This window comes from Sphingobium sp. LMA1-1-1.1 (assembly GCF_040676365.1).
In the GTDB taxonomy this organism is placed as follows: Bacteria; Pseudomonadota; Alphaproteobacteria; order Sphingomonadales; family Sphingomonadaceae; genus Sphingobium.
Genome location: NZ_JBEGHS010000006.1, coordinates 22409 through 44959, shown reverse-complemented (window position 1 = coordinate 44959; position 22551 = coordinate 22409). Strand labels below are relative to the sequence as shown.

Annotated in this window: 20 protein-coding genes and 2 pseudogenes; 13 read left to right on the top strand and 9 right to left on the bottom strand. The window is 61.7% G+C overall.

Translation table 11 applies throughout. From position 1 onward, the window contains the following. Positions 1-197: 197 nt before the first annotated feature. Together MRBLMA1_RS07170 and MRBLMA1_RS07165 are read left to right on the top strand one after the other, a co-directional pair. Complete coding sequence (locus MRBLMA1_RS07170; protein ID WP_363735834.1) at positions 198-1139, top strand: LysR substrate-binding domain-containing protein; 942 nt, start codon at positions 198-200, stop codon at positions 1137-1139. 713 nt (positions 1140-1852) lie between these two features. Beyond that, positions 1853-3883: an NAD(P)/FAD-dependent oxidoreductase gene (locus MRBLMA1_RS07165; protein WP_363735833.1), complete on the top strand. Its 2031-nt coding sequence runs from the start codon at positions 1853-1855 to the stop codon at positions 3881-3883. Positions 3884-3984: 101 nt separating this feature from the next. On the opposite strand, the gene MRBLMA1_RS07160 is transcribed toward MRBLMA1_RS07165, so the two are convergent. The 7 genes from MRBLMA1_RS07160 to MRBLMA1_RS07130 all read right to left on the bottom strand — a co-directional run bounded on the left by MRBLMA1_RS07160 (position 3985) and on the right by MRBLMA1_RS07130 (position 10759). Then, positions 3985-4485 (bottom strand): DUF6644 family protein, encoded by a 501-nt coding sequence (locus MRBLMA1_RS07160; RefSeq protein WP_363735832.1) that lies wholly within the window; start codon positions 4483-4485, stop codon positions 3985-3987. Between the two features lie 11 nt (positions 4486-4496). Then, positions 4497-5045 (bottom strand): DUF6644 family protein, encoded by a 549-nt coding sequence (locus MRBLMA1_RS07155; protein ID WP_363735831.1) that lies wholly within the window; start codon positions 5043-5045, stop codon positions 4497-4499. Between the two features lie 121 nt (positions 5046-5166). Then, positions 5167-6147: a hypothetical protein gene (locus MRBLMA1_RS07150; protein WP_363735830.1), complete on the bottom strand. Its 981-nt coding sequence runs from the start codon at positions 6145-6147 to the stop codon at positions 5167-5169. Between the two features lie 127 nt (positions 6148-6274). Continuing rightward, positions 6275-6883, bottom strand: coding sequence for a YceI family protein (locus tag MRBLMA1_RS07145; RefSeq protein ID WP_363735829.1), 609 nt, complete (start codon positions 6881-6883; stop codon positions 6275-6277). Between the two features lie 153 nt (positions 6884-7036). Further along, positions 7037-8029 (bottom strand): extracellular solute-binding protein, encoded by a 993-nt coding sequence (locus MRBLMA1_RS07140; RefSeq protein ID WP_363735828.1) that lies wholly within the window; start codon positions 8027-8029, stop codon positions 7037-7039. Positions 8030-8294: 265 nt separating this feature from the next. Continuing rightward, complete coding sequence (locus MRBLMA1_RS07135; protein WP_363735827.1) at positions 8295-8885, bottom strand: DUF3237 family protein; 591 nt, start codon at positions 8883-8885, stop codon at positions 8295-8297. A 29-nt stretch (positions 8886-8914) separates the two neighbouring features. Continuing rightward, positions 8915-10759, bottom strand: a complete 1845-nt coding sequence (locus tag MRBLMA1_RS07130) for a CocE/NonD family hydrolase (RefSeq protein ID WP_363735826.1) — start codon at positions 10757-10759, stop codon at positions 8915-8917. A gap of 559 nt (positions 10760-11318) precedes the next feature. Between MRBLMA1_RS07130 and MRBLMA1_RS07125 the strand changes: the two genes are divergently transcribed. The 10 genes and pseudogenes from MRBLMA1_RS07125 (at position 11319) to MRBLMA1_RS07080 (ending at position 19417) form a co-directional block, all read left to right on the top strand. Continuing rightward, positions 11319-12491, top strand: a complete 1173-nt coding sequence (locus tag MRBLMA1_RS07125) for an amine dehydrogenase large subunit (protein WP_363735825.1) — start codon at positions 11319-11321, stop codon at positions 12489-12491. After that, the gene (locus MRBLMA1_RS07120; protein WP_363735824.1) at positions 12488-13051 is read left to right on the top strand and encodes a MauE/DoxX family redox-associated membrane protein; all 564 of its coding nucleotides are present in this window, start codon (positions 12488-12490) and stop codon (positions 13049-13051) included. Before MRBLMA1_RS07125 ends, MRBLMA1_RS07120 begins: the two co-directional genes overlap by 4 nt. Continuing rightward, positions 13048-13701, top strand: coding sequence for a methylamine utilization protein MauD (locus tag MRBLMA1_RS07115; RefSeq protein WP_363735823.1), 654 nt, complete (start codon positions 13048-13050; stop codon positions 13699-13701). Before MRBLMA1_RS07120 ends, MRBLMA1_RS07115 begins: the two co-directional genes overlap by 4 nt. Then, positions 13698-14243, top strand: coding sequence for a methylamine dehydrogenase light chain (locus tag MRBLMA1_RS07110; protein WP_363735822.1), 546 nt, complete (start codon positions 13698-13700; stop codon positions 14241-14243). The genes MRBLMA1_RS07115 and MRBLMA1_RS07110 overlap by 4 nt, the downstream gene beginning before the upstream one ends. Positions 14244-14256: 13 nt before the next feature. Next, the gene (locus tag MRBLMA1_RS07105; RefSeq protein ID WP_363735821.1) at positions 14257-14799 is read left to right on the top strand and encodes a cytochrome C; all 543 of its coding nucleotides are present in this window, start codon (positions 14257-14259) and stop codon (positions 14797-14799) included. Beyond that, positions 14796-15260, top strand: a complete 465-nt coding sequence (locus MRBLMA1_RS07100) for a (2Fe-2S)-binding protein (RefSeq protein ID WP_363735820.1) — start codon at positions 14796-14798, stop codon at positions 15258-15260. Before MRBLMA1_RS07105 ends, MRBLMA1_RS07100 begins: the two co-directional genes overlap by 4 nt. Further along, positions 15257-17398 carry a xanthine dehydrogenase family protein molybdopterin-binding subunit gene (locus tag MRBLMA1_RS07095; RefSeq protein ID WP_363735818.1) on the top strand — a complete coding sequence of 714 codons (2142 nt, stop codon included), beginning with the start codon at positions 15257-15259 and terminating at the stop codon, positions 17396-17398. The genes MRBLMA1_RS07100 and MRBLMA1_RS07095 overlap by 4 nt, the downstream gene beginning before the upstream one ends. Before the next feature lie 51 nt (positions 17399-17449). Next, positions 17450-17818: pseudogene (locus tag MRBLMA1_RS07090) on the top strand (integrase core domain-containing protein); the annotation flags it as partial. Next, complete coding sequence (locus MRBLMA1_RS07085; protein ID WP_363735817.1) at positions 17815-18711, top strand: 3-keto-5-aminohexanoate cleavage protein; 897 nt, start codon at positions 17815-17817, stop codon at positions 18709-18711. The pseudogene MRBLMA1_RS07090 and the gene MRBLMA1_RS07085, both read left to right, overlap by 4 nt. Positions 18712-18979: 268 nt before the next feature. Then, a complete protein-coding gene (locus tag MRBLMA1_RS07080) occupies positions 18980-19417 on the top strand; it encodes an acyl-CoA thioesterase (protein ID WP_363735816.1) in 438 nt (145 codons plus the stop codon). Between the two features lie 252 nt (positions 19418-19669). Here MRBLMA1_RS07080 and MRBLMA1_RS07075 read toward each other — a convergent pair whose 3' ends face one another. After that, positions 19670-20125: a hypothetical protein gene (locus MRBLMA1_RS07075; RefSeq protein ID WP_363735815.1), complete on the bottom strand. Its 456-nt coding sequence runs from the start codon at positions 20123-20125 to the stop codon at positions 19670-19672. A gap of 188 nt (positions 20126-20313) precedes the next feature. Here MRBLMA1_RS07075 and MRBLMA1_RS07070 point away from each other — a divergent pair. Beyond that, positions 20314-20493, top strand: a pseudogene (locus MRBLMA1_RS07070) (tyrosine-type recombinase/integrase); the annotation flags it as partial. Positions 20494-20604: 111 nt separating this feature from the next. On the opposite strand, the gene MRBLMA1_RS07065 reads toward MRBLMA1_RS07070, so the two are convergent. Then, positions 20605-22551 (bottom strand): glycosyltransferase, encoded by a 1947-nt coding sequence (locus MRBLMA1_RS07065; RefSeq protein ID WP_363735814.1) that lies wholly within the window; start codon positions 22549-22551, stop codon positions 20605-20607.

Genomic DNA, 22551 nt, shown 5'->3' with positions numbered 1-22551 from the left:
GATCCCCCCGATTGCACCGACGATCATCATAGGCTCTATTGTTCCCAGCACTCATCGACGAAAGGTTCGCGACCAGAAAGTTGCGAACACCATCCCAGGTGGTGTATGATAGCCACCAGGTTACATCGTGTCGCACAGGTTACATCATGTCGCGCGAGTGGGCCGACCGAACGGCGGGATCGGGAGTTTGGATTTAGGTGAACCACAAGTTGCTACCGCCGCTGGCGGCATTGCGGGCGTTCGAGGCCGTGGGTCGGCTTGGGGGCGTAAGGAAGGCCGGCAAGGAACTGGAGATTGATCATGCGGTCATTAGTCGGCACATTCGAACGCTTGAGAGCCTGATCGGGAAGAACCTGCTCGTGCGAGAGCCGACTGGTTATCAGTTGACGGATGACGGCCAAGTCTATCATCAGGAGATCTACAAGGCGCTGACGACCATCGCCACCGCCACCGCCCGGCTGACCGAGACCACCGAGCGCAAGAAGCTTCGGATCTGGTGCATTCCCGGATTCGCCTCTCTCTGGCTCTCTGATCGTCTGGGCGATTTCATCAAGCACCATCCCTCTATCGACCTAGACTTCAGGCCAGCGGACGCCAGCCCGGATTTCCGCTCGAAGGAGGTCGACGGGGATATACGCTACCTTCGCCGATGGGAGGAGGCGGCCGTGCCGAAGGTTGCCTACAAGCTCGAGTTCGCGCGCCCCCTCGTCTTTCCAGTGGCGAGCCCCGGCTACGTGGCAAACATGAAGCCGCTGGAGAGCGTCGAGGAGTTGCTGTCCTACACCTTGCTCCACGAGGACAACGATCTGGAATGGCGCCACTGGCTCGAGGCTCAGGGCATGACGATATCCGATGAGCTTCCGGGGCCGCGCCTTTGGCACGCTCATCTGACGCTGAACGCTGCCCGTCAGGATCGTGGGATAGTCCTAGCCAATCCGATGCTGCTCGGCGACGAGCTGGCCGATGGACGCCTCGTGAGGGTCGAGTTGGCGCAGGGGGACTTCGTACCCGTACGGTTCGGCGGCTATACGCTCTTGGCCCGCGAGGATCGCTGGAGCACGCCTGCCTTGGCGATATTCCGGCGATGGCTGCGACGAACCGCCGACGCCTATGAGGCGGGTGACTTCAGCCAGCTGTGATCATCGACGACGGAGTGACCCTTCGGGATCGGCGCGGATGATCGCCATGGGTTCGGTGTCTATTCAGCACCTAGGGGGCGCATTTAGGCATCTCCCTCGCTGGAAGCCGCTTTGCGAACCGGAGATCAATGAAATGATGGATCGGAAGCACATTCGATGCGCTGGACTGATGCAGTGGAAGTGGGCCGCCTCCAGACGCCCGCAATTCTAATGCTGGCGCTGGTCGCGGCGACGCCCGCGTCTGCAGCAGCTCCGGCGAGTCCCCCGAGTTGCGCGATGGATCCATTGTACCGTCAATTGGACTTCACCCTCGGCACGTGGGATGTTTACGCGAACGGGAAGAAGGATGCCCGCGTGACCATGGAACGTGCCCTTGATGGGTGCGCCATACATGAGCGGTGGGTGTCGATCTCTGGCAAACCTCGCAGCGGCAATGGACTAGGTTTGTTCACCTACTCGCGCCTGGTGAGCCGCTGGCTGTACCTATGGGCGGCGGATACTGCGTCCGCGACATCGTTCCTTGGGACGGAGCAGAGCAAGGACCGCGTGCTTTTCGTGACCGAGCGGCCGCTTGTCGGCGGTGGCGTCCGGCTACGACACTGGACGTTGTCGCGGGAGCCGGACGGAACCGTTCGCGAACTGTCTGTTGGGACCGAGGACCAAGGCCGGACTTGGACCACCGAATATGATCTGCGCTGGAGGCGATCGAGCAAATGAACACCACCCGTCCGGCGAATGGTTCGCCGATAGCCGACGATCGCGCATTGGGGATGGATCGAGCCATCACGCGCCGGGACTTCGTGAATGGCGCGGCCGTCGGGATTGCAGCCCTCGCTACCGCGACGGCCGGAGCAGCCGCCCCCTCCGCCTCCACGACTGGCGGGAAGGCCCCGCCGACGAACTACCCCCCCGCTCGGATGGGGATGCGCGGGAGTCATCCAGGAGCGTTCGAGGCGGCTCACGCGCTGCGCGACGGATCGCTCGATCCGGCAACCGCGGTGGACGTCGGCGAGACCTATGATCTCGTGATCGTCGGCGGAGGCCTGAGCGGATTGGCGGCCGCCCACTTCTTCATCAAGAGCGTCGGGCGCGATGTGCGTGTTCTGATCCTCGAGAACCACGACGATTTCGGTGGCCACGCCAGGCGGAACGAGTTTCGCGTGGATGGGCGGCTGCTCGTCACCAACGGCGGCGTGCTCGAGATCGAGTCGCCCGACCGGTACAATCGATGGGCTCGCAGCGTCCTTGATGATCTAGGGGTTGATCTACACCGCTACGAACAGGCGAACAGCGCGAATTACAAGCTCTACGACACGCTCGGCCTGCGCTCCGGGCACTTCTTCGATCGAGAGACGTGGAGGCGCGATCAGCTCGTTGTGCCACCTGCAGCATCCGACATGCGCGGCGGGCCGAGCCCGGACGCGATCGCGCGCAGTCCGCTGTCGGCGCGTGCCAAGGCTGACATGCTCCGGCTGCTTGCGCCCGATCAGCCCGATTATCTCGCCGGGCGGAGCATCGCCGAGAAGAAGGCGCTGCTCGCCAAGACATCCTATCGAGATTATCTGCTGAAGATCGTCAAGATCGATCCGCAGGCCTTCTGGTACTTCCAGGGAGCTGGTCAGGGGACGTTCTGTGTCGGGGCTGACGCCTACCCCGCCCTGTTCGGCTGGGTTCAGGGCTATCCGGGCTTCTCCGGCCTGCAGCTTGGCCCGATCCCGGATGGCCTGTTCGAGAGCCTTCCCGGAGGCCATCATGGCCGCCAGAAGGAGTCAGGCTCCTCGGTCCATTTCCCCGACGGCAGCGCCACGCTCGCGCGGTTGCTCGTCGGTTCGCTGGTGCCGGGAGCCACCAAGGCAAGGACCCAGGAGGATCTAGGCACCGGCCTGATCGACTACGGAGCGCTGGATCGACCGGATCAGCCGGTTCGGATCCGTCTCAGCTCGACGGTGCTCAACGTTCGCCACGAAGGTAGTCCGGCCGCAGCGACGGAATGCATCGTCACATATGCTCGCAGCAACGATGCGGAAGCGAAGGGTTTGCAGCGTGTCCGCGCGCGCAATGTGATCATGGCCTGCTGGAACATGTTCATCCCGTATCTCGTGCCCGAGCTCCCGTCGCTTCAACGCGAGGCTCTCGCCTATGGAGTGAAGGGTCCGCTGGTCTATACCAACGTTGCCCTGCGCAACTGGCGTGCTTTCCAGAAGCTCGGCATACAGCGCGTTAGTTCCCAGACGATGTTCTTTCAGGACGTGTCGTTGGCGGAGTGCGTCGGTATCGGCGAGGTCGTTCCCCCGACTTCGCCGGACGAGCCCATCGTCGTTGCGATGAACAAGTACATGGCTGCGCCAGGTTTGCCGACGAAACGGGACCAGCATCGGGCCGGCCGCGCCGAGCTTCTTGCGATAAGCTTCGAGGAGTTCGAACGCCAGGCGAGAAGCCAGCTGGCACGTATCCTGGGGCCCGGAGGCTTCGATCCGGGTCGAGACATCGCCGGCATCACGGTCAATCGGTGGCCCCACGGTTATGCTTACACCTACAATAGCCTCTATGATCCCGTGGAGTGGGTGTTCTCGGAGGCGCCTGATCGACCGTGTGTCGTCGCCCGGCAGCCATTCGGTCTGATCTCGATCGCCAATTCAGATGCTGCTGCAAGTCCCCACACCGACGCTGCGTTCGAGGAGGCGCATCGCGCAGTGGGTGAGGTGATCGCGCAACGCACGTTCCCGTTTGCACGGCGGGCCTGATCCGCGGCCTTCACCGAATGCCTAGGTTGCCGGCGGCATCTTTCCGAAGCGGTGATCTTGAAGCACAGGAAGCACTTCCGGATCCTCTCTCAGGGTTCCTGTCAGAAGGCGGCGAGAGTGAAGCCGATGAGACGACCACACACGACCACCATGATCCAGAACAACAGCGAAATGCCGCCAGCCATCCTCGCCGCCAGCGGAAGCGTGGCACTGCGATCCCAGCGATCTCGGCCGCGCCAGGTGATGCTCTGGAACAGCAGCATGTTGAGCCCCGCCAGGACGAGGCAGACCATCTTTGCGATGAAGTAGGTGTTGACAGCGTAGGCAGTGGCTCTGCTGACGAAGAGCAGGCTCCCCGTGGCGACTGCCACCATGAACGCGATCCAGACGTAGGGCAGCGTCTCATCGGAGACCGCCGAGACCGCCGATCCGTTGGATGCCAGGCCGAGAAGGCGAAGATCCATGATCGCGATCGAGCCGACGACCGTGACTATCGCCAGGACGTGGAGCGACTCGACTGTCGGGAATGCCCAAGCCGATTCGGCTAGAAACGTCGCCAAGGAAGACGCTTCGAGCGTCTGCCACAAAGATTCCAATGCCATCGACAATCCTCTCAAGTCGGCGCGTAAGCAATCCAGCGTCCAGCGAAAATGATTGCGCACCACAGCAGGAGTATCGCCGCTGAGGTGAGCCGGACTGAAGTTCGACGCGCGTGCGTGGCTTCCCAATCCTTGACGTTGAGCCGCACCGTCCGCGCCTGGAAGGCCAGAGTCACCCCGATCATCGAGATCACGAGGACCATCTTGATCCAGAAGGCCGCATTGAGGAGCTCGCGGGTTGGCTCGGCAATGATCATCCCGAGTCCGCTGATGACCAGGACGAGCAAAGCCCACCAGATCCACGGTGCGAACCGCGCGACGGTGTCGCCCATCGTTCGGTCGACCCCGCTGATCCTCAGGATGCGCATGTTGATCATGAGCACAGATCCGAAAGCAGCCGCGATCGCAAGGATGTGCGCGACCTGAAGCGCCGGGACCGCCCAGAAGTTGCTGCTGATCGACTGGCTGAGGGAGGTCGCGGCAATCCGATCCGCCAGACCCAAAGCCGGAGTGGTCCGCAGATACTGGCTCAAATCATACAACAGGTCACCGAAGGTGGACATGTGCTTCCTTCACTGCTGGCACTTCAACTCCGTGAAGCTGTGTCGTCCTTAACTCTCGATAGCTTCTGCTGCCGCCAAGCCGATCAGAATGCCCATCGAGCGTGCTGAGATGACCGCAGGCCTACTGCTCAGCGGGGGCGGCCGCGCCTCTCGCCCGCGCTTCCGCTTCCTCGATCTCCTGCGGCAGCATCATCACCTGGAAGCCGTCCGCATCCATCTTCACGTTCGGAACGCATGGACGATCATTGAGGCTGAGCAGGCGGTCCGTTCTCATCGTGCCGTTCATCGTGAGCGGCTTGGTCCGGCCATAGTAGCGCTTCACCACCCATGGCTTGGTAAAGGCCTCGGGATCCGTGATCGTCATCTCGTTTTCGATCACCTTTGGATCGATTAGCCTGATCCGCTCCACCATCGAGAGCTTTTCGCTGTGTGGAGCAGCCGTCTCGTCGAAGAAGGCATTGATCATGTTGACGGTCTCTACGACCAGCGTGTCACCCTCCCATCGGCCAACTGAATGACCGGAATAGCTGGGTCCCGCTCGATCAGTCTCTTCACCCGACGGATGCTTGCGGCCATCCAGGAAGATGCGCCTCTCGGTTCGGCCGTAGGGGTTGTACCAGAGCATCACATCCGGAGCCTGGATGATATCGAAAGCCACAGGAGACGCCCCGACCATCCTTGGGACACCATAAGGGACACAGGCGGCGAACGTGTCTCGGGCCTTACCTTGCAAGGCGTCGGCGACATAGGCGTCGTACATCTTCTGGTACTTCGCATTATATGGGATCCCCTGCATCTTGGTGCCGGGCAGCGGCCCAAAAGTCTGTTCCCCGGAAGGAGGACGAGGTGGACAGACCGCGGATTCCGGATTGAACAGCGGTCCGCCGCATGCGCCCTCGGGATCGAGCATCTGCCAGATTCCAGTCATATCCGGCTGCGCGGCCAGCTTTGCGGCTTGTTCCGTCAGCTTCGGGCCGACGTAGGTCTTCGCGCGCGAGAGGATCCCCGGCGTCGGATACTGTGCATAGGCCAGCTGGCAGAAGGGCAGCGACAGCGACGTCACGGCGACTGCGGCCGTCAGAAGGAGTTTTCGGGCGAGCATGACGGAGACTCCGGTGCAAGAAATGGAAGGGGCTGCCCGTCGAGCCGAGCTCTTCGCAACGGCGCACCGGTGGACTGCCAGTGCCGCCTCGCGATTATGGTTGGCCGAAACGAGGTCCCGATCGACATCAATCCTTCGTGAAGGCTGCATTGATTTCGAGCGTCACTTCGTCGCTGACAGCTGGCACCGCCATTCCCAAGCCGAATTCACTGCGCTTGATCGTGCCGGTGGCGAGGAACCCGACGTCGAACGTGTCACCCATCGGATTGTCGCCCGCGCCGACCAGCTTCACCTGCAGTGTGACCGGCCGGGTGACGTCCTTGATGGTGAGATTGCCGACAATCGTGGCAGTGTTGTTCGGGCCCGGACGGACTGAGCTCGAGACGAAGGTGGCGGTGCCGAACTTCCCCGTGTCGAAGAAGTCCGAACTGTTCAGATGCTTTGTGAACGCTGCAAAGCTGGTCCTGAGCTGAGTCATGTCGAACGTGACATCAACCTTCGCAGCGGCGAGATCAGCCGGGCTCAGCCTCAGCGTGCCGCCCCAGGCACCAAATTGGCCCTGCAGCATGCTGAAGCCCAGATGATTGACCTTCCAGGTGACCTGCGTGTGGTTCGGATCGATGGAGTAGGTTCCTGCCGTGATCCGCTTAGGATCAGCCGCGCCTGGCATCTGCGCAAAGAGGTGGACAGGAGCCACGGCGAACATCAGTGGCAGCATGGCCAAGCGGAAACGCATCTTCGGTTCCTTCAAGCGACTTTGTTTAAGGTTAGCTGAGGTGCGGTGGGCGACAACGCGAAAATGTCCATGCCGCGGTGCCTTGAATCTCAGATGCGGTGAGTTCTGATCACCGTCTCTTCCTCCGCATTCACGCGCGCACGACCCGCATCTTCACTGCGCCGCAGTGATCTTCTTCCAGCCAGCTTCGACTAGTGAGGCTCGCGCTTTCACGGCCGCGGGAGACGTGGGCACTAATCGCTCGACGCCTTCGGGCGACGGCGCCACGTCGGGGGCGTGTCTACGGTCTGCGGCGATGTGGGGCGCGGCAAGCCGGTTGATCGTTCCGTAACCCGTATGGTTCGTGGTGGACGCGCTGACCTTCGGATCCAGCATGTAGTCGATGAAGGCATGGGCATTGGCGGAATGCGGCGCGTTTGCAGGTACAAGGTAGCTGTCGAACCACATGCGGGAGCCTTCACGCGGGATCACGATCCGGATCTCCCTCGATGACGGCGATGTTGGTGCCGAACGCATCTGGCCACCATAGCCAGCCGCGGCACACAGCTTGCCGCTCTGAAGGTCCCTAGCTTCCGGGAAGCCGAACTGCACGTAAGGCGCGACGCGGCTCAGAAGGTCGGTCGCGGCGTCGATGTCGGTGGGATCGGTGCTGTCAGGTGAACGGCCCAGCGCCAGTAGCGCCACCGAGTAAGCCTCGTCCGGATATCCCGGCAGCATGACTCCGCAGCTTCTTAGTGCCTTCAGGACCGAGGGATCCAAGAAGCGCTTCCAACTGACGGTCGGATCGTCCGCAACGAGAGTGCGGACCTTCGCCGGATCAAAGCCGATCGCGACGGCTCCCCACATATGTACCACGGAATGAGCGTTCTCCGGATCGGACACTGCAGCCTTCCGAGCGATGGCAGGATCGACGTTGCTCAGCCGGGGGATCAGATTTCTGTCGAGCTTGCGGAAGTAGCCCCGGGCGATCGGATCCGGGTAGGCGGAATCAGACGGAATGATCAGGTCGGCCCATGCGGCTCCCTCCGCCAACTGTCGGCCCATCTCCTCGTCGGTCGCATAATTGACGACCTTGACCTGGATCCCTGTCGCTTTTTCGAAACCCTCGATCGTGCCTTCGGCCAAATAATGGTCTGCGCTGCCCATTCCACCCACGGTCGGAGGGTGAGGGGACCAGACAAAGAGATTCAGGACACGCTCTCCTGCAGCCATCGGCCTTTCGGTCTGGGTGTCGGCTTGGCAGGCGGCGGTAACGAATAGGAGCGGCAGCACCGCTCTTCCCAGCAGCTGTGCGGCTGCGTCCAAACCTCTCATCGTCATGCCTTCCGCAGATGTTGTGACATTCGAACAATCTACCTTAGCCAAGTGTCGCGACGTGTTTAGACGCCGCCCGCGATCACCTTCGTCGGGCTCAGAGGACACGGTGGACCTGAAGCAGGCGGTCGTTCTCATTTGGGCCCTTGGCTAGCGCCATGTGAGTGGGCACCGGATCGACCAGAGTGCAGAGGAAGATCGACTTGTTGAGCCAGTCGTATTTGCCCACCGGTGCGATGAACTCGGGGACCAGACGGTATTTGTCGTTCGAATAGCCCAGGCCTCGGTTGTGGATGATGATAGTGACCCCATCGGTGGTCTTGAGGCGGTACAGGGCGTCGATGACGACGGCTCCGTCGGGTCGCTCCACGGGAAAGTCGCCGCCGCCGGGAATGACGGTGCCGCTGATGCCGGGACCCTGGAAGCGACCGCCGATGATCGGCCAGATGCTGTCGCGGTTACCGTCCTTGCTCGCGCTGGACGGCGCCATTTTCTCGGGCGAACTGCACGTCACCACAAGATCCATCACAAGTTCAGTCCTGATCGGATCGTAATCCTTAAGCGCTGTCCTGGTATCGGGCGCAGCCAGCGCCTCCGCGCCCGCCCCCGCCAGGATTGCGACGGCGGTCGCCGTCTGGCTCCCCGCGAGCAGAATGGACCGACGGCTTAGCTCTTCCCGAGACTGCATTCCAACCTCCTGTTCCTGCGCCCCAACAGTTAGTTCGCACCGCTCGCGAGAGGATCACGGCGGCAAGGCTGCATCATTACGGTACCGCAGTTGGGGCGTGCGGCAGGTACCGGCCGGCTGTCAACCGCTCCCAGCACGAGGCGGGATGGGTGCGTGGCATCGTGCCAAATCTTCACGGTTGAAGGCTGCGATATAGGCGAGAAGCCGTAGCCGCCCCATGCGCTCGGCGTGTCGATCCAGATGCGTAGACGCGAACCTTTGCGGAACGGATGGGCGAACTTGTTCAACTCGACCCGTCCCAGCGCCGGCTGCTCGGGTGTTAGCGACTGCATCGTCTCCGGAAGATCGATCGGAAACGGACGCAAGTCGGTCGACCTGCCGTCATCCTGCGCGCGATTGGACATCCGCAGCCAGCCGCGCTGGACGAACATCTCCTGACCGTCCGGACGTACCTCTGTCAGTGTGACCTGCAAGTCGACATCCGTTGTCGACGCCGATACCCAAAGGTCTGCACTGCCGGAGCCGTAGAACATCATCGTCCGTGCGAATGGCGGAGACGTGTAGGCTACGCTGCCCCGGCGCCACTCGGCGGGCTGCGCGCCCCAATCTTCGGTCCCGTTCTTGGTGGTGACCGTCGGCCCGGGGATCGGGTAGGCGTAGTTGTCCGGCTCGCCGCTCGGCGATCCATTCTCGGTCAGTGAGTTGCCAGCCCCCAGCGTGAAGCGCACCGGCGTCACCGCCATCGGAAACTCGGACGAAGTCAGTTCGAAGCCCGGCTTGAGGCTCTCGAACTTCGCATGGCCGTCGCCGGTGCCGCTGCTCTCAGACCAGACCCGAACGTGCGGCTCCCGCTCGAAGCCGTTGCGATCGCCTTTGACGAAACGGTCGAAGAACGAAATCAGGATCCGTCGGAACCAGGTAGACTCGTAGAGGTCGTGAGGGCCGTTGACCTGGAGGAACCACAGCTTCTCGGGATCCAGCGTCTCCTGATAATAGCCTTCCCGCGAGGTGACCGCCTCGTCCTGGAAGGCCTCCATGGACAGGACCGGAACTTCGATACTGGACGTGCGCAGCGCCAAAGCTCGCTGATCAATGTAGTCGTCGCGAAGCGGGTGGCGGATGATCACGTTGGAGAGGTTGTTCGCCTCGGCGGTCTTACGATTGAGGTCCACTTGGGCCATGCACTGTCGGTCTCCTTCGGCTTCGGCACTCGCACGCACCGCCGTCCATCTGGAGTGCACGAACCGCCACCAACCAGCGACGAAGGCTGGGGAGGGCACGCCACCGGGCGCCCAGCTGTCGAGACGTGCATCGCCCAGCACCATGCCCGGAGCGACGGCCTTCAGGTGTGGCGGTCGTTCAGACGCGGTGGCGAGCTGGGACATTCCGGCCCATGACCAGTTGGCCATGCCGATTTTACCGTCCGACCAGGGCTGCGTCGCAAGAAACTCGACCGCGTCCCTTCCGTCGCGACCGTATTCCCGCCCCAGGAATTCGAATACGCCTTCGGAGCAACCTGTGCCGCGGGCGTTGATCCCCACCACCGCATAACCTCGCTCGACGAGCGTCCTGTCGAGATTGACCGACATCGCTGTGTCGTTGTTCAGGTAGCTGGAGCCGCCGATAGCTCCGGGATCGTAACCACTGTAGTTGATGATCACCGGGAACGGACCACTGCCCTTTGGAAGCAGCGCGCTGTACCGCAGGCGTGTCCCGTCGCGGGCGGTGAGGTAGCCGGTCAGCCGCCGGCCCCAGAAGGGCTGAGTACCTTTGGCTTCACGATTGTAGCTGGCGACGGGCGGAAGAGGCGGCTGAGCGACCGACGCAGTCGCGGAAATCAGCAAAGCCGCGATAGTCGCGCGGACCAAGATCATAGATAACGCCCCCCTCACAACATCATCGTCCGAAGCGCAGTTCAGCTCGCGTCGGGCGCGCCTTGGCAGCCCACAACGCACAGCCCTTCGGCTCGGTCGTCGGCCTGGAGGGCCGGGCTGCGTCAGGCCGTCTTTCGAACGGTGCGCATCTCAGCACGTGGCGAAGTGCAACACCATAGCTCGCACTGCAGATGGTGCGACCTAATCGTCACCCGGTGGCGCCGTCCGAGCAACGCTGACCGAGGTGCACGACTCTACTCGCGGACCATCGACAGCGGCCCGTCAAATGCGACGCGGCGCGCACAGACTGTCGGCATCGTAAGCTGGCTCCAGCCGGTGCTGATCCGACAACACTTTGGAGGGTCAAAGGCCTTGTCTGTGATCGGCCGATATGTTCTATCTCGCTCGACCAGACGACCATGGGGGCACGGTGTTTTCGCGGGGCTCGTCTTCGGCAGGAATCGTGGCAGCATAACCGGATCTCGGTTCGGGCTGGTTCGAGCGGTTGCAGCTGCGGCCCGAGCCTTTGAGGTCGGGCGGAGGGTTTGAGCAGGTGCGGATGATCGGTTTACTGACGAATGTGGCGCTGGTGGCGCTGATGGTGCAAGGATCTGCAGGGGCTCAAGCTCCGGCAGCTGCGACGTCCGAACCTGCTGCGGTGCCCGAAGTCGAGGAAAGCGACATCGCCACGCTGCCGACGATGAGCGACCATCTGGCCTTCGTGATGAGCGCATGGGGCAATGGCACGCGTCTAATCAACGGCGACACCGGCAAGATGCTCGCCACGATCCATACCATACCTCTGTCGAATGTGGCGATCGATCCGCGTCGCCGCTTCGTCTATGTAGCGGAATCTATCTGGACGAAGGGCAACCGCGGCACCCGCCAGGACATGGTCAGCATATACGATGCCCGCACGTTGAAGCTTCTCCACGAAATACCGCTTCCCGGTAGACTGTTGACTGGAAACCGCGTGCAGAACCTCGCAATCTCCGCGGACGGCAACCTAGCATATATCTACGACATGACCCCGGCGGCAGCGCTACACGTCGTTGATCTTGCTCGCAGAAGGCTGGTGAGTTCCGTCGAAATCCCGGGCTGCGCGCTTGCCTTCGCGGGGGCAGGCGGGGCGGTCGCATCGCTCTGCGGCGACGGCACGTTGGCGACGATCCGGCTTGATGGACGACGGAAGGCTGTAGTTACCTCATCCGAACCTTTTTTCGACGCTGACAACGACCCCATATTCGACAATAGCGTCGTCGATCGGTCGACCGGAAAGGCCTTCTTCCTAAGCTACAGCGGCCTGATCTACGAGACGATGATCGGACCAGGCGGGGGCGCGATGCAGAAGCCCTGGTCGATACAGGAGGCCGGGGGGATGGCGCGGGGTTCGACCGCTCCGTTGACGAGCGGCTGGCTTCCTGGCGGTCGGCAGCTGCTATCCTACCATTCGGCAACCGGACGCCTATTCGTGCTGATGCACCTGGGCGAATTCTGGTCGCATAAGGCGGATGGCACTGAGCTCTGGGTGCTGGACGCGGGCACGCGCAAGCTGATCGCCCGCAGGGCCTTGAAGGACCCGATCACCTACATGCAGGTCACCCAGGACGACAAGCCGCTGCTGTTCCTGGCCGGCAAGGGCAAGATGATCGTTCTCGATGCCACGACCTACGAGGAGAAGCACGGGCTAGAGGAGATCGGAGCCGGGATGATTAGCGTGAGTGGCCGGTGATCGAGCTCGGGGTGCTTGTGTTGGCTGCGCTTGGCCTCGCCTTGCGCACTTGCCTGAGTCTGATCTTCGCTGCCGCAGGGGTGTCCAAGTTGCGCGATCCGGCGATATTCGAACGCGCCGTGGCGGGCTATCGATTGCTGCCCGGCGTTCTCGTCGCACCAGTGGCGATGGTGCTGCCGTTCCTGGAACTCGCAATTGCCGGAGCACTTTGGATCGAACCGCTCCGTCCCGCTGGCGCGGCGGCGGCGGTCGCGCTGTTGCTGCTCTTCGCGACTGCGATGGAGATCAACATCCGCCGGGGGCGGACCCAGATCGACTGTGGTTGCGGCAGCGGATTCGCCTCGCAGGCGATCTCCAGGCTGCTCGTGCTCCGTAACGGCGTGCTTGCAGGGACAGCCGCCCTCGTCCTCGCGGCGCCCGACGGGCTCGGCGGGCTGGCGCTTGCCAACTGCTTGGTAGCTGGACTGCTTCTGTTTGGCCTTCACATCCTCGTCGACTTGGTATTGGCGCTGATCGCGCGTCCGACCCGCTCGACCCGAAGCGCGTGGAACATTCAATGATCACCGTCCTACTCGTCTCGCAGTTACTCGTCTGGATCGTGCTGGCACTGCTCGTCTTCGCGGGAATCGCACTAACCAGGCAGGTCGGCATCCTGTTCGAACGTGTCGCGCCGATCGGAGCACTGACCGCGGCCAGCGGACCTTCGGTCGGCAGCGCGGCGCCGCGGCTTTTCTTGGAGGCACTGGACGGGACGGCGATCACGATCGGCGGCCCGTTGCCCGCAGGGACCGGACGACTTGTGCTGTTCGTATCGTCGCGTTGCCCGATCTGCCGCAAGCTCATCCCGATCGCGGTACGCTTCGGACGCTCCGAGCGGCTGGACGTCGTATTCGCCGGCGACGGCGAGGACGACGAGCAGCGTGCCCTCGTCGCGCGCTACGGCATTGCGGACCATCCGTTCGTCAATAGCCGAGAGCTGGGAATGACCTACGGCGTCGACAAGCTCCCGCACGCGCTGTTGCTGGACGATCGTGGACTGATCGTCGCCAAGGGGCTGGTCAACAGTCGGGAGCAATTGGAGAGCCTCGTCGTGTCCCGCGACAGTGGCCATGCGTCGGTGCAGGACTTCCTTCGTACGCGTACAGGGGGAGATCATCAGCAAGATGCGTCGCCGTCGCAAGAGATTGATTCAGGAAGGTTGAGCGTATGAAGAGCCCGAGCCGCCCCTCGATCATGGAGCGCTTCGCGCGTGGGATCGCGGCGCGGACCTCCCGCCGAGGACTGCTGGCGAAGCTAGGTGCCGCAGCAGTCGCCGCACCCGTCTTCCCCCTACTCCCCGTCAGTCGCGCCCACGCGTCGACAAAAGACCGATCAGTCCAGGCAAAGACCGCGTTCGCCCGCCGCGCGCAGACCACGGATGAACTACAATGCGACTATTGGCGGTACTGCGCGATCGATGGTGATTTGTGCACCTGCTGCGGCGGCGGTCTGCATACCTGTCCGCCAGGAACCGAGCCTTCACCGACGGCATGGGTCGGAACCTGCGTCAATCCAGCCGATGGCAAGGCATATCTGATCGCCTATCGCGACTGCTGTGGAGCCGCTCAATGTGGTCAGTGCGCCTGCGACGGAACGGACCGAGAACTGCAGACGTATCGTCCGCAGAGCAACAACGACATCATCTGGTGCTTCGGCGTATCAAGCATGGAATACCATTGCTCCACTGCAGTGCTGGTAGGCGCGGCCGAATGATAGGCATAGAGCCATGTCGGCGCTGACCCGAAGCAGACGGCTTGCGGTCGTCGCAGCGGTCGTCGCACTCGTCACGGGCCTGTCCGCCGTCGTCGGTCTGCCGACCTTGGCGGCGTCATCACTCGGTGCCGCTAGGTCCAGCTACGTCGAACACTGCGCGGGGTGCCACGGCATCCAAGGTAGTTCGGCTCCGGCGCAGGTGCCGCAGCTGCGTGGCAGGGTGGGGTACTTCCTTTGCACGGCCGAGGGGCGCGCCTATCTGATCCGCCTGCCGAACGTCTCGCATGCACCTATCGGTGACAATGAAGAACTCGCCGAGCTGATGAACTTCGTGGTCTTCGGGCTCGGCGGGGCCAGCGCTCCCGAAGGTGCGCTGCGGTTCGACGCGGCGGAGGTTGCCCGTCTGCGGAAGGAGCCGCTTACGCCGGGCGCCTCACTCGTACGTATACGGCGCAAGATCGTGGACGGCCTCATCCGGACCTGCTCCGCGCCGGCGGATCTGCGGGGCATGTATGGATCGCTGGCCGCTTCGCGGCCGGCCAAGGAGATGCGATGAAGTACGCGATTACCGTGAACGGCGCGACTCGTTCAGTCGAAGCGTCCGAGGACACGCCGCTACTCTGGGCTCTCCGCGAGCAGCTTGGGCTTCAAGGCACGAAGTTCGGCTGCGGGGTTGGGCAGTGTGGCGCCTGTACCCTGCATCTTGGCGAGGAAGCAGTGCGTTCATGCGTAACGCCGATTTCCGCTGTCGGCGACATGGCGGTCAGGACGATCGAGGGTGTTGACCAGGATGCGCTCGGCAAACGCGTTCAGCAGGCTTGGTTGGACCTGGCGGTCGTGCAGTGCGGCTACTGCCAGCCCGCGCAGATCATGTCCGCCATTGCGATGCTCCGGCGCATTCCCGATCCGACCGACGAGCAGATCGACAGCGAGATGACGGTCCTCTGCCGCTGCGGCACCTATCCGCGAATACGGGCCGCCATCCATCGTGCAGCACGCGGGGGGACTGTCCGATGAGCGAAGAGCACCAGACGGAAACCGGGCGCCGCACCCTTCTGAAGGCCGCCGCTTGGGGCGCCGTCGGGCTCCTCGTGCCGGTGCGGATCGCGGCGGCGCCGCCGAAGGGGCTCGCAGTTGGAAGCTCTACGCCGACGTCGTTCGAGCCGTCCGCCTGGATACGGATCACACAGGACGGGCGCATCACGCTGACGATGGCGCAGATAGAGATGGGGCAGGGGGCTCAGACTGGCCTAGCCGCGATCATCGCCGATGAATTGGAGGTGCCGTTCGACTCTGTGCGGATCGAACAGGCTCCCGCGGACAAGGAGCGCTTCGGCGTACAGGCAACAGGAGGATCTACGTCGATCCGGGAAGGCTGGAAGCCGATGCGGGAGGCAGGCGCCACCGCTCGGCAAATGCTGATCCAGGCCGCCGCACAACAATGGAAGGTCGAGGTTGGCAGCCTCACCGCGCGCGATGGTGACGTGGTGCATGCGGCGAGTGGACGGCGTGCGGCCTACGGTTCACTGGTCGAAGCGGCATCGCGACTTCCCCACCCCGACAAGGTGTTTCTGAAGGACGCAACCAAGTTCCGCCTGGTCGGTCAGTCGCTGCCGCGTATCGAGGGTTCAGCAAAAGTCCGCGGGACAGCGGTCTTCGGCATCGATGCCGCCATTCCCGCCCGAAAGATCGCTACTTTGGCGCAATCGCCGGAGTTCGGCGGCCGCCTTCAGAGCGTCAAAGAGTCGACTGCGCTTGCCGTACCCGGGGTGATCCGGATCGTGCGCCTTCCGGACGCGGTGGCGGTGATTGCTGACAGCATGCCCCAAGCACAGAAGGGGCTTGAGGCGCTGGAGATCGGATGGTCAAGCGGCCCGCTCGCCCAACTGAATACCGCAGAGATCTATGCCGATCTGGCAGAGGCGACGACGCGCCCAGGAGCCGTCGCACGTAGCGTGGGCGAACCCGGCAAGGCGGACGGGCGGCGGATCGAAGCGGTCTATCAGCAGCCCCTGCTCGCCCACGCTCCGATGGAACCGATGAACTGCACGGTCCACGTTACCGCCGACGGATGTGACGTGTGGACTGGGACCCAGGTCGCGACCGATGCGCAACAGGCCGTCGCCAAACTGCTCGGATTGCCCATCGGCAAGGTCCGCATCCACGTCTACCTCATGGGCGGTGGCTTCGGCCGACGTCTCGAGACCGACGGAATAATCCGGGCCGTCGAGATCGGCCGGGTGGTCAAGGAGCCGTTACAGGTCATCTGGACACGGGCGGAGGACATGCAGCACGATCTCTACCGCCCTGCCTACTGCGATCGTATCTGGGCGACGGTGGATGCCGCGGGCAAGCCGACAACGTGGAACCACCGCATCGCCGGATCATCGATCATGGCCCGCCTCTATCCGGAGGCGTTCAAGGGGGTGGACAGCGACGCGGTCGAGTGCGCGGCTCAGCCGGTCTACGCTCTCTCGGATCTGAGGGTCGAGTTTGCTCGGGTCGAATGCGGCCTACCCACCAGCTGGTGGCGCGGAGTGGGCCCCACCCGAAGTCTGTTCGTGATCGAAAGCTTCGTCGACGAACTCGCGACGGCAGCGCGGCAGGACCCAGTGGCGTACCGCCTCTCCATCTTAACCGATCCACGCGCGCGCGAGGTGCTCAGTCTGGCGGCTGAGAAGTCGGGATGGGGCGCGAAGCTGCCCGCCGGGCGGGGACGCGGGATCGCTCTGGCGAACGCGTTTGGGAGCTACATCGCACTGGTCGCCGAAGTTTCCATCGAGCCCAAGGAGGAAGTGCGTGTGAGGCGCGTCGTGGCGGTAATCGACTGTGGCCGGGCGGTTAACCCCGACATGGTGCGCGCGCAGATCGAGGGCGGCGTCATCTTTGGCGCCGGCGCTGCTCTCATGAGCGAAATCACCGTGGCAAATGGTCGTGTGGAGCAGGCGAGCTATAGCGACTACCCGATCCTGACGATGGTCAATGCTCCGAACGTCGACGTTCACATAGTGGAAGGCGCGGAAGATCCGGGAGGAGTGGGTGAAATCGGAACTGCGGCCATCGCGCCGGCGATCACGAACGCGATCTTCGCAGCGACGCGGAATCGGATCCGGACGCTCCCAGTCAGCCGATCCCAGCCTGTCTGGATGGGATGATCCGCGACACAGTTGGCGGGCTGCCACCAAATATGCGAGCCATCTCAGCGGCAGATCGGCGTGAAGACGCTCTACATCGCACCGGGATCACCATGGGAGAATAGCTATAACGAAAGCTTCAGCGGGTCGCTTCGCGACGAATTGTTCAATGGCGAGATTTTCTACAGCCTCGCCGAAGTCACGGTGCTGATCGATACATGGCGGTGACTTTACAACGCCGCGCGCCGGCACAGCAGCCTGGGCTACCGATCACCGGCCCTGGAAACGGCGATATCGCCATATCCGGCCTCCGGTTCCGCTTCGCTCCACCTCGGCCCGGATATGGCGGTAGCGGCTTTAATCCACAACAAACCTATCGGTCCAGTCGGTGGGGGCAGATCACGAGGACTGAGCAACCAGCTCTTTTGGGGGTGCGCATGAACAACACAGCTGCAACAAAGGTAATTGTTACCGTAGCGCCCACGGGCGGAATGGCATCAAAGCAACAAAATCCCAATCTGCCAACGCAACCGGATGAAATCGCCCAATCAGTTCTCCTTTCATATAAGGAAGGAGCGGCTATTGCAGCGTTACACGCTCGCCGGCCCGATGATGAGGCAACCTGCAACCCGGATATCTATCGTGACATTAACCAGCAGATCCGGCAGAAATGTGATATAATCATCAACAATTCTACTGGCGGTGGGTCGAACGGCGACATGCTGATCGCCCGAGATGACGGTTTGTTCGAGTCGAACTTTGATGAGCGTTTGAGAGGTTGTGACGCGGGGGCGGAGATGGCCACCTTTGACGGTATGACCTTCGTCGATGTCCATGGCGGCCGAGAGATTATCGTCACTACAACGCCATCGAGATGCGAGACGCTGGTGAAGCGTATGGTGGAGAAAGGCATCAAGCCGGAATGGGAAGTCTTTAGTCCCACCCATATCCTTCAAGATGTGACTCGGCTGATCCAAAAAGGTTATGACAAGCCACCTTACTACATCAATATGGTGCTAGGGGCAGACAAGGGCTTCCAAGGCGCTATGCCTTATAGTCACGACATTCTGTCCGCAATGATTGCGGCCTTGCCCCCGCAGTCAATATTCTGCGTCTCGGCAATCGGCCCTGCTCAGCTGCCGGCAACCACTCAAGCCATACTGCTGGGCGGTCACGTTCGCGTTGGGCTGGAAGATAACAACTACTATTCCCGAGGCGAATTGGCGACCAATGAACAACTCGTGGCGCGCACCGTCCGTATCATCCACGAGCTCGGGCTTGAGCATGCATCCGCATCCGAGGCTCGTGACATGTTGGGCTTGGCTCAGCGGTAAGAGCTGATTGCTAGGCATCGCTTTGATGTCTCTTCCGAGGATCGTGCGATGGTGAGCAGACAATTTGAGAATGTTTCGCCGATTGGTATTCTTAGCGACCGTCATATCCAATTCATCGTGGTCGGGGCGGGATACCTTGTCGAGCCGAGCAACGGCAAAAACCCATATTTGGCTAAGTCTATCGCGACTTCGTCTCGCAGTCCGAAAACATGCGTGATCTAGTGAGTGATTTTAGTCTCTCTCAGCATTATACGAAAGTCGAGAAGCGATGATTAATCAACCCTTCAAAAACTTGATACGTTTGCAGATTGAGTGGGGAGACTGCGATCCTGCCGGGATAGTTTTTTACCCAAACTACTTTCGTATGTTCAACGCGGCGACAGATGCGCTATTCGCGGCCGCCGGGTTTGAGCCGGCGACCGCATTCACTCGCTTTGGTATCATCGGCTATCCCATGATCGACACGAGTGCCGCGTTCAGTTCTCCAAATCGATTTGGCGACTCTATCACAATCTTGTCATTCATCGCTCGCTGGGGGCGCAGCAGCTTTGATGTCCGGCATCAACTATCGAACGCAGCAGGAGAGTCGGTACAATCTTCTGAGAAGCGTGTTTGGGCAACCGTTGACGAGGCCGGTCGCCTTCAGGCGCTTCCCGTGCCCGACGAGGTCCGCGCGGCGTTCTGCGCTGATCACCTGAACACCTAGGCTTTATGTCCGCAGCTAGTCGTTGTTTCCTAGATGCTGTAATGGGCCGGCGTCTAAAAGGTAGCCAGTTGGGTGGTGACCTGCCCCCCGGAAGGTCCCTCATTCTGATGTAGAGTCTGCCTACGAGGAAGGAGCAGACGCATGAGGAAGATGCGACCTCAGGTGGTGGAAGCGCTGAGGGCTCTGGGCTTTCGCTGATCGTATCCGGCCCACATGGCTGAGAGTGTTCCGCGGCAGGCCAGTTAACCCGCATCATCGCGACTGGTGCATGGCTGGCAGGAGTCGCTTGTCCTGTTCATTCCAGCTGGGATCGACACCGCCGGATTCAAGCAATGCAGTGACAGAGAGCCCGGATTTCTGTCGCCCCGCAAGAATGGCTTCGGTGGCAGCCGGCGAAAGAAAAGCAAGACGCACCACACGTGTCATCCATGAGGCGGTCACCTTCTCCCGCTTTGAAAGCGTCTTGATATCGATTTGCTCATTGCGAAGAATTCGCCACCAGCGATGTGCCTGAGCCAGCAGGCGCACAATCGATTGATCGACTTCTGCTGAAGGTTGGCTCCCTCCGCTGTCCATCAACCGCAGCGCCCGACCGGATCGGGTGAGCCGTACTTCTGCAACGAGAATCAGCGGGTTTATGACGCTCCCGCCCGGAAGCTTCAGAAATGTGGCGAGAGCCTCTCCGGCGCAGCGGATCACTACGCGCATTGCTTCGATCTGGCCGTCATCTACCAGCGTGAGTATGACGTCCCTGTTCCGCTGCCGAAGAAGTGAACCGTTCAGTTGCACGACCCATGGGGGTGATCGGAACTGATCGGCTGGGAGGAGACGCTTTCGGGCATCGGACCTCCTCAGGAAAACATCAATGCAGACATGGAAACATGCGACCTTTTCATAGGCGTAATTACGGCACCCACTCCCTGCGGAGGACGAAGGCATCTATCATCTACAAGGCCACTGGAAATCTGCGTGCGGTCCAGATTCTGCTGGGGCATACGAAGATTGAAAGCACGGTCAGGTATCTTGGAGTGGATGTGGAGGATGCCTTGACTCTAGCGGAAGGCACAGAAATTTGAAGTCGGCTGGCTCCTCGCGTCTGCGGGGAGCCAGCGCCGGTCTCGCGTCCGCCACGCGCCAATTGTGGCCGTTCTTGGGCTCAAGTGACCTTCCCAGAAGCCGTCATTCGCTTAGTTCAATGCAAGACCTCTGATCAGGGCCAAGACACTACCGAGCGTGGACACATTTGGCGTGCGCATACGGCCGCCCGCAAATTGGAAGTGCGTGAGCGCCAACTGCTGCTGGGGCGAGAGGAGCATCTTGGCTCCCACGACACGGTCCGTGATCCGCGCAATAATCGCCGGAACCTCGCCCAGTTCTCTAATGGAAATCATGCCTCTGTCGCCAATGCGCCAATTGCCTTCGTTGGCGAAGGCTACGCCGCTCGATGAAATGTCGAGCAGCCGCACTGGGATTGTCCTGTCTTCGGCGTTGAAGAGGGCCGTTCCGCTGATCGGCGCCCGCTCCTCCGCTCTTCGCGGTGTTTCGACACAAACGATGATGGCAATGATGCAGACTAGGACGTTGTACACGCTCCAGAAAGCCACCACATCCTTCTGGTCGGAGAAGAAGGTCGGCGCAAGCGGCGAACTGTAGCTGAACAGCAGCCCGCAAACGGTAAGCAGCAGAACAATCGCAAAGCGCGACAGCAACTTCCAATGGATCACCGTCCGCGAACGGTCGCCGCCCTTGGCCGTCACCTTGAACGGACGCTCGCCTGGGAACAGGAGGGTGTGGCAGGAGGCCGCAACGATTTCCGGCGCGATCAGCAACTGGGACGTGTCGGTCAACAGCGGCAGGATGCGCCCGTTGGAATACCAACTGACGGCGAAGGCTTCGACCAGGATCCGAGGCAACAGGAAGGTCGCCAGCTGTCCGATCGGCGCGTCCATGATGGTGAGGCCGGTCATCCAATAAAGGATCGGCACCAGCAGGCAGGCAAGGCGAAAAGGAAAGCTGCCCACCCAGTAGAGCAGGGTTTCCAGCAGGCTCATCCTGTCGATCCAGCTCAGTCCCTTGCGCGAAAGCAGACCATCGGCGCTGCGCATGATCTGCATCGCGCCCACGCACCACCGGATGCGCTGCGTGCAATATTCACCGATTCCTTCTGGCGCGAGGCCTAGGCTGAGCTTTTCGTTGAGATAGGCGGTGACAAAGCCATGCTCTTTCATGCGGATCGACAGCAGCATGTCTTCGGTGACGCTGTCGGTCGGAAATCCGCCGATGTCGGTCAGCGCGCTGGTGCGGACGACCGACGATGTTCCGCAGGAAAAGGCCGTGCCCCATCCGTCCTTGGCCGGCAGCAAGGTGTCGAAGAAGAAGCGCTGCTCGTCAGGCAGGTCCAGATGTCCCTTGATCCGGTGTTGCAACGGATCGGGATTGAAGAAATGTTGCGGCGTCTGCACCACGCCGATGGCGGGATCCCCGAACAGCGCCATGCAATGGGATATGAAATTGGGCAGGGCGACGAAATCCGCGTCCAATATGGCTATGAAGTCCGGCGTCTCGCCACGCGCCGCCAATGTCGCCATACCCGCGTTCATATTGCCGGCCTTGGCATGTACATTGTTTGGGCGCGTCAGCCATTCCACTTCGCGGCGCTGGCATAGCGCCTCGACCTCCGGCCGGCGACCGTCGTCCAGCAGATAGACCTTTGCCGGATAGTTCTGATTGAGCGCCCCGGTGATCGTGCGGTCCAGAATCCCGATATCTTCATTATAGGTGCAGATGAAGATCGCCGCGCTGGGCCTGTTGGCGCGCAACCAGCCTATATTGTTGCGGACATCCTTCAAGCGGTCACGCTTTCGCGTCAGGACGATCAGCACCAGGGTTCCGCCCAGCGTGGAGCAGACTTCCAGTATGAAGAAGCTCACGGAAAGCAGGGCGGCGCCAGGCGTGTCCAGGTCGAGCGTAGCTACCAGGCGCCATATCATATAGATCAGGATCGATCCGATCGCGGCGCCGCTGACGATCAGTCGATGCAGGGGGTTGGCTGGCGTGAGTTTGGGAAAGAACAGCAGGCAGAGGCCCAGGGTGGCCATGCCCCAGAAATAGGATGGGATTTCGGCGGCATTCAT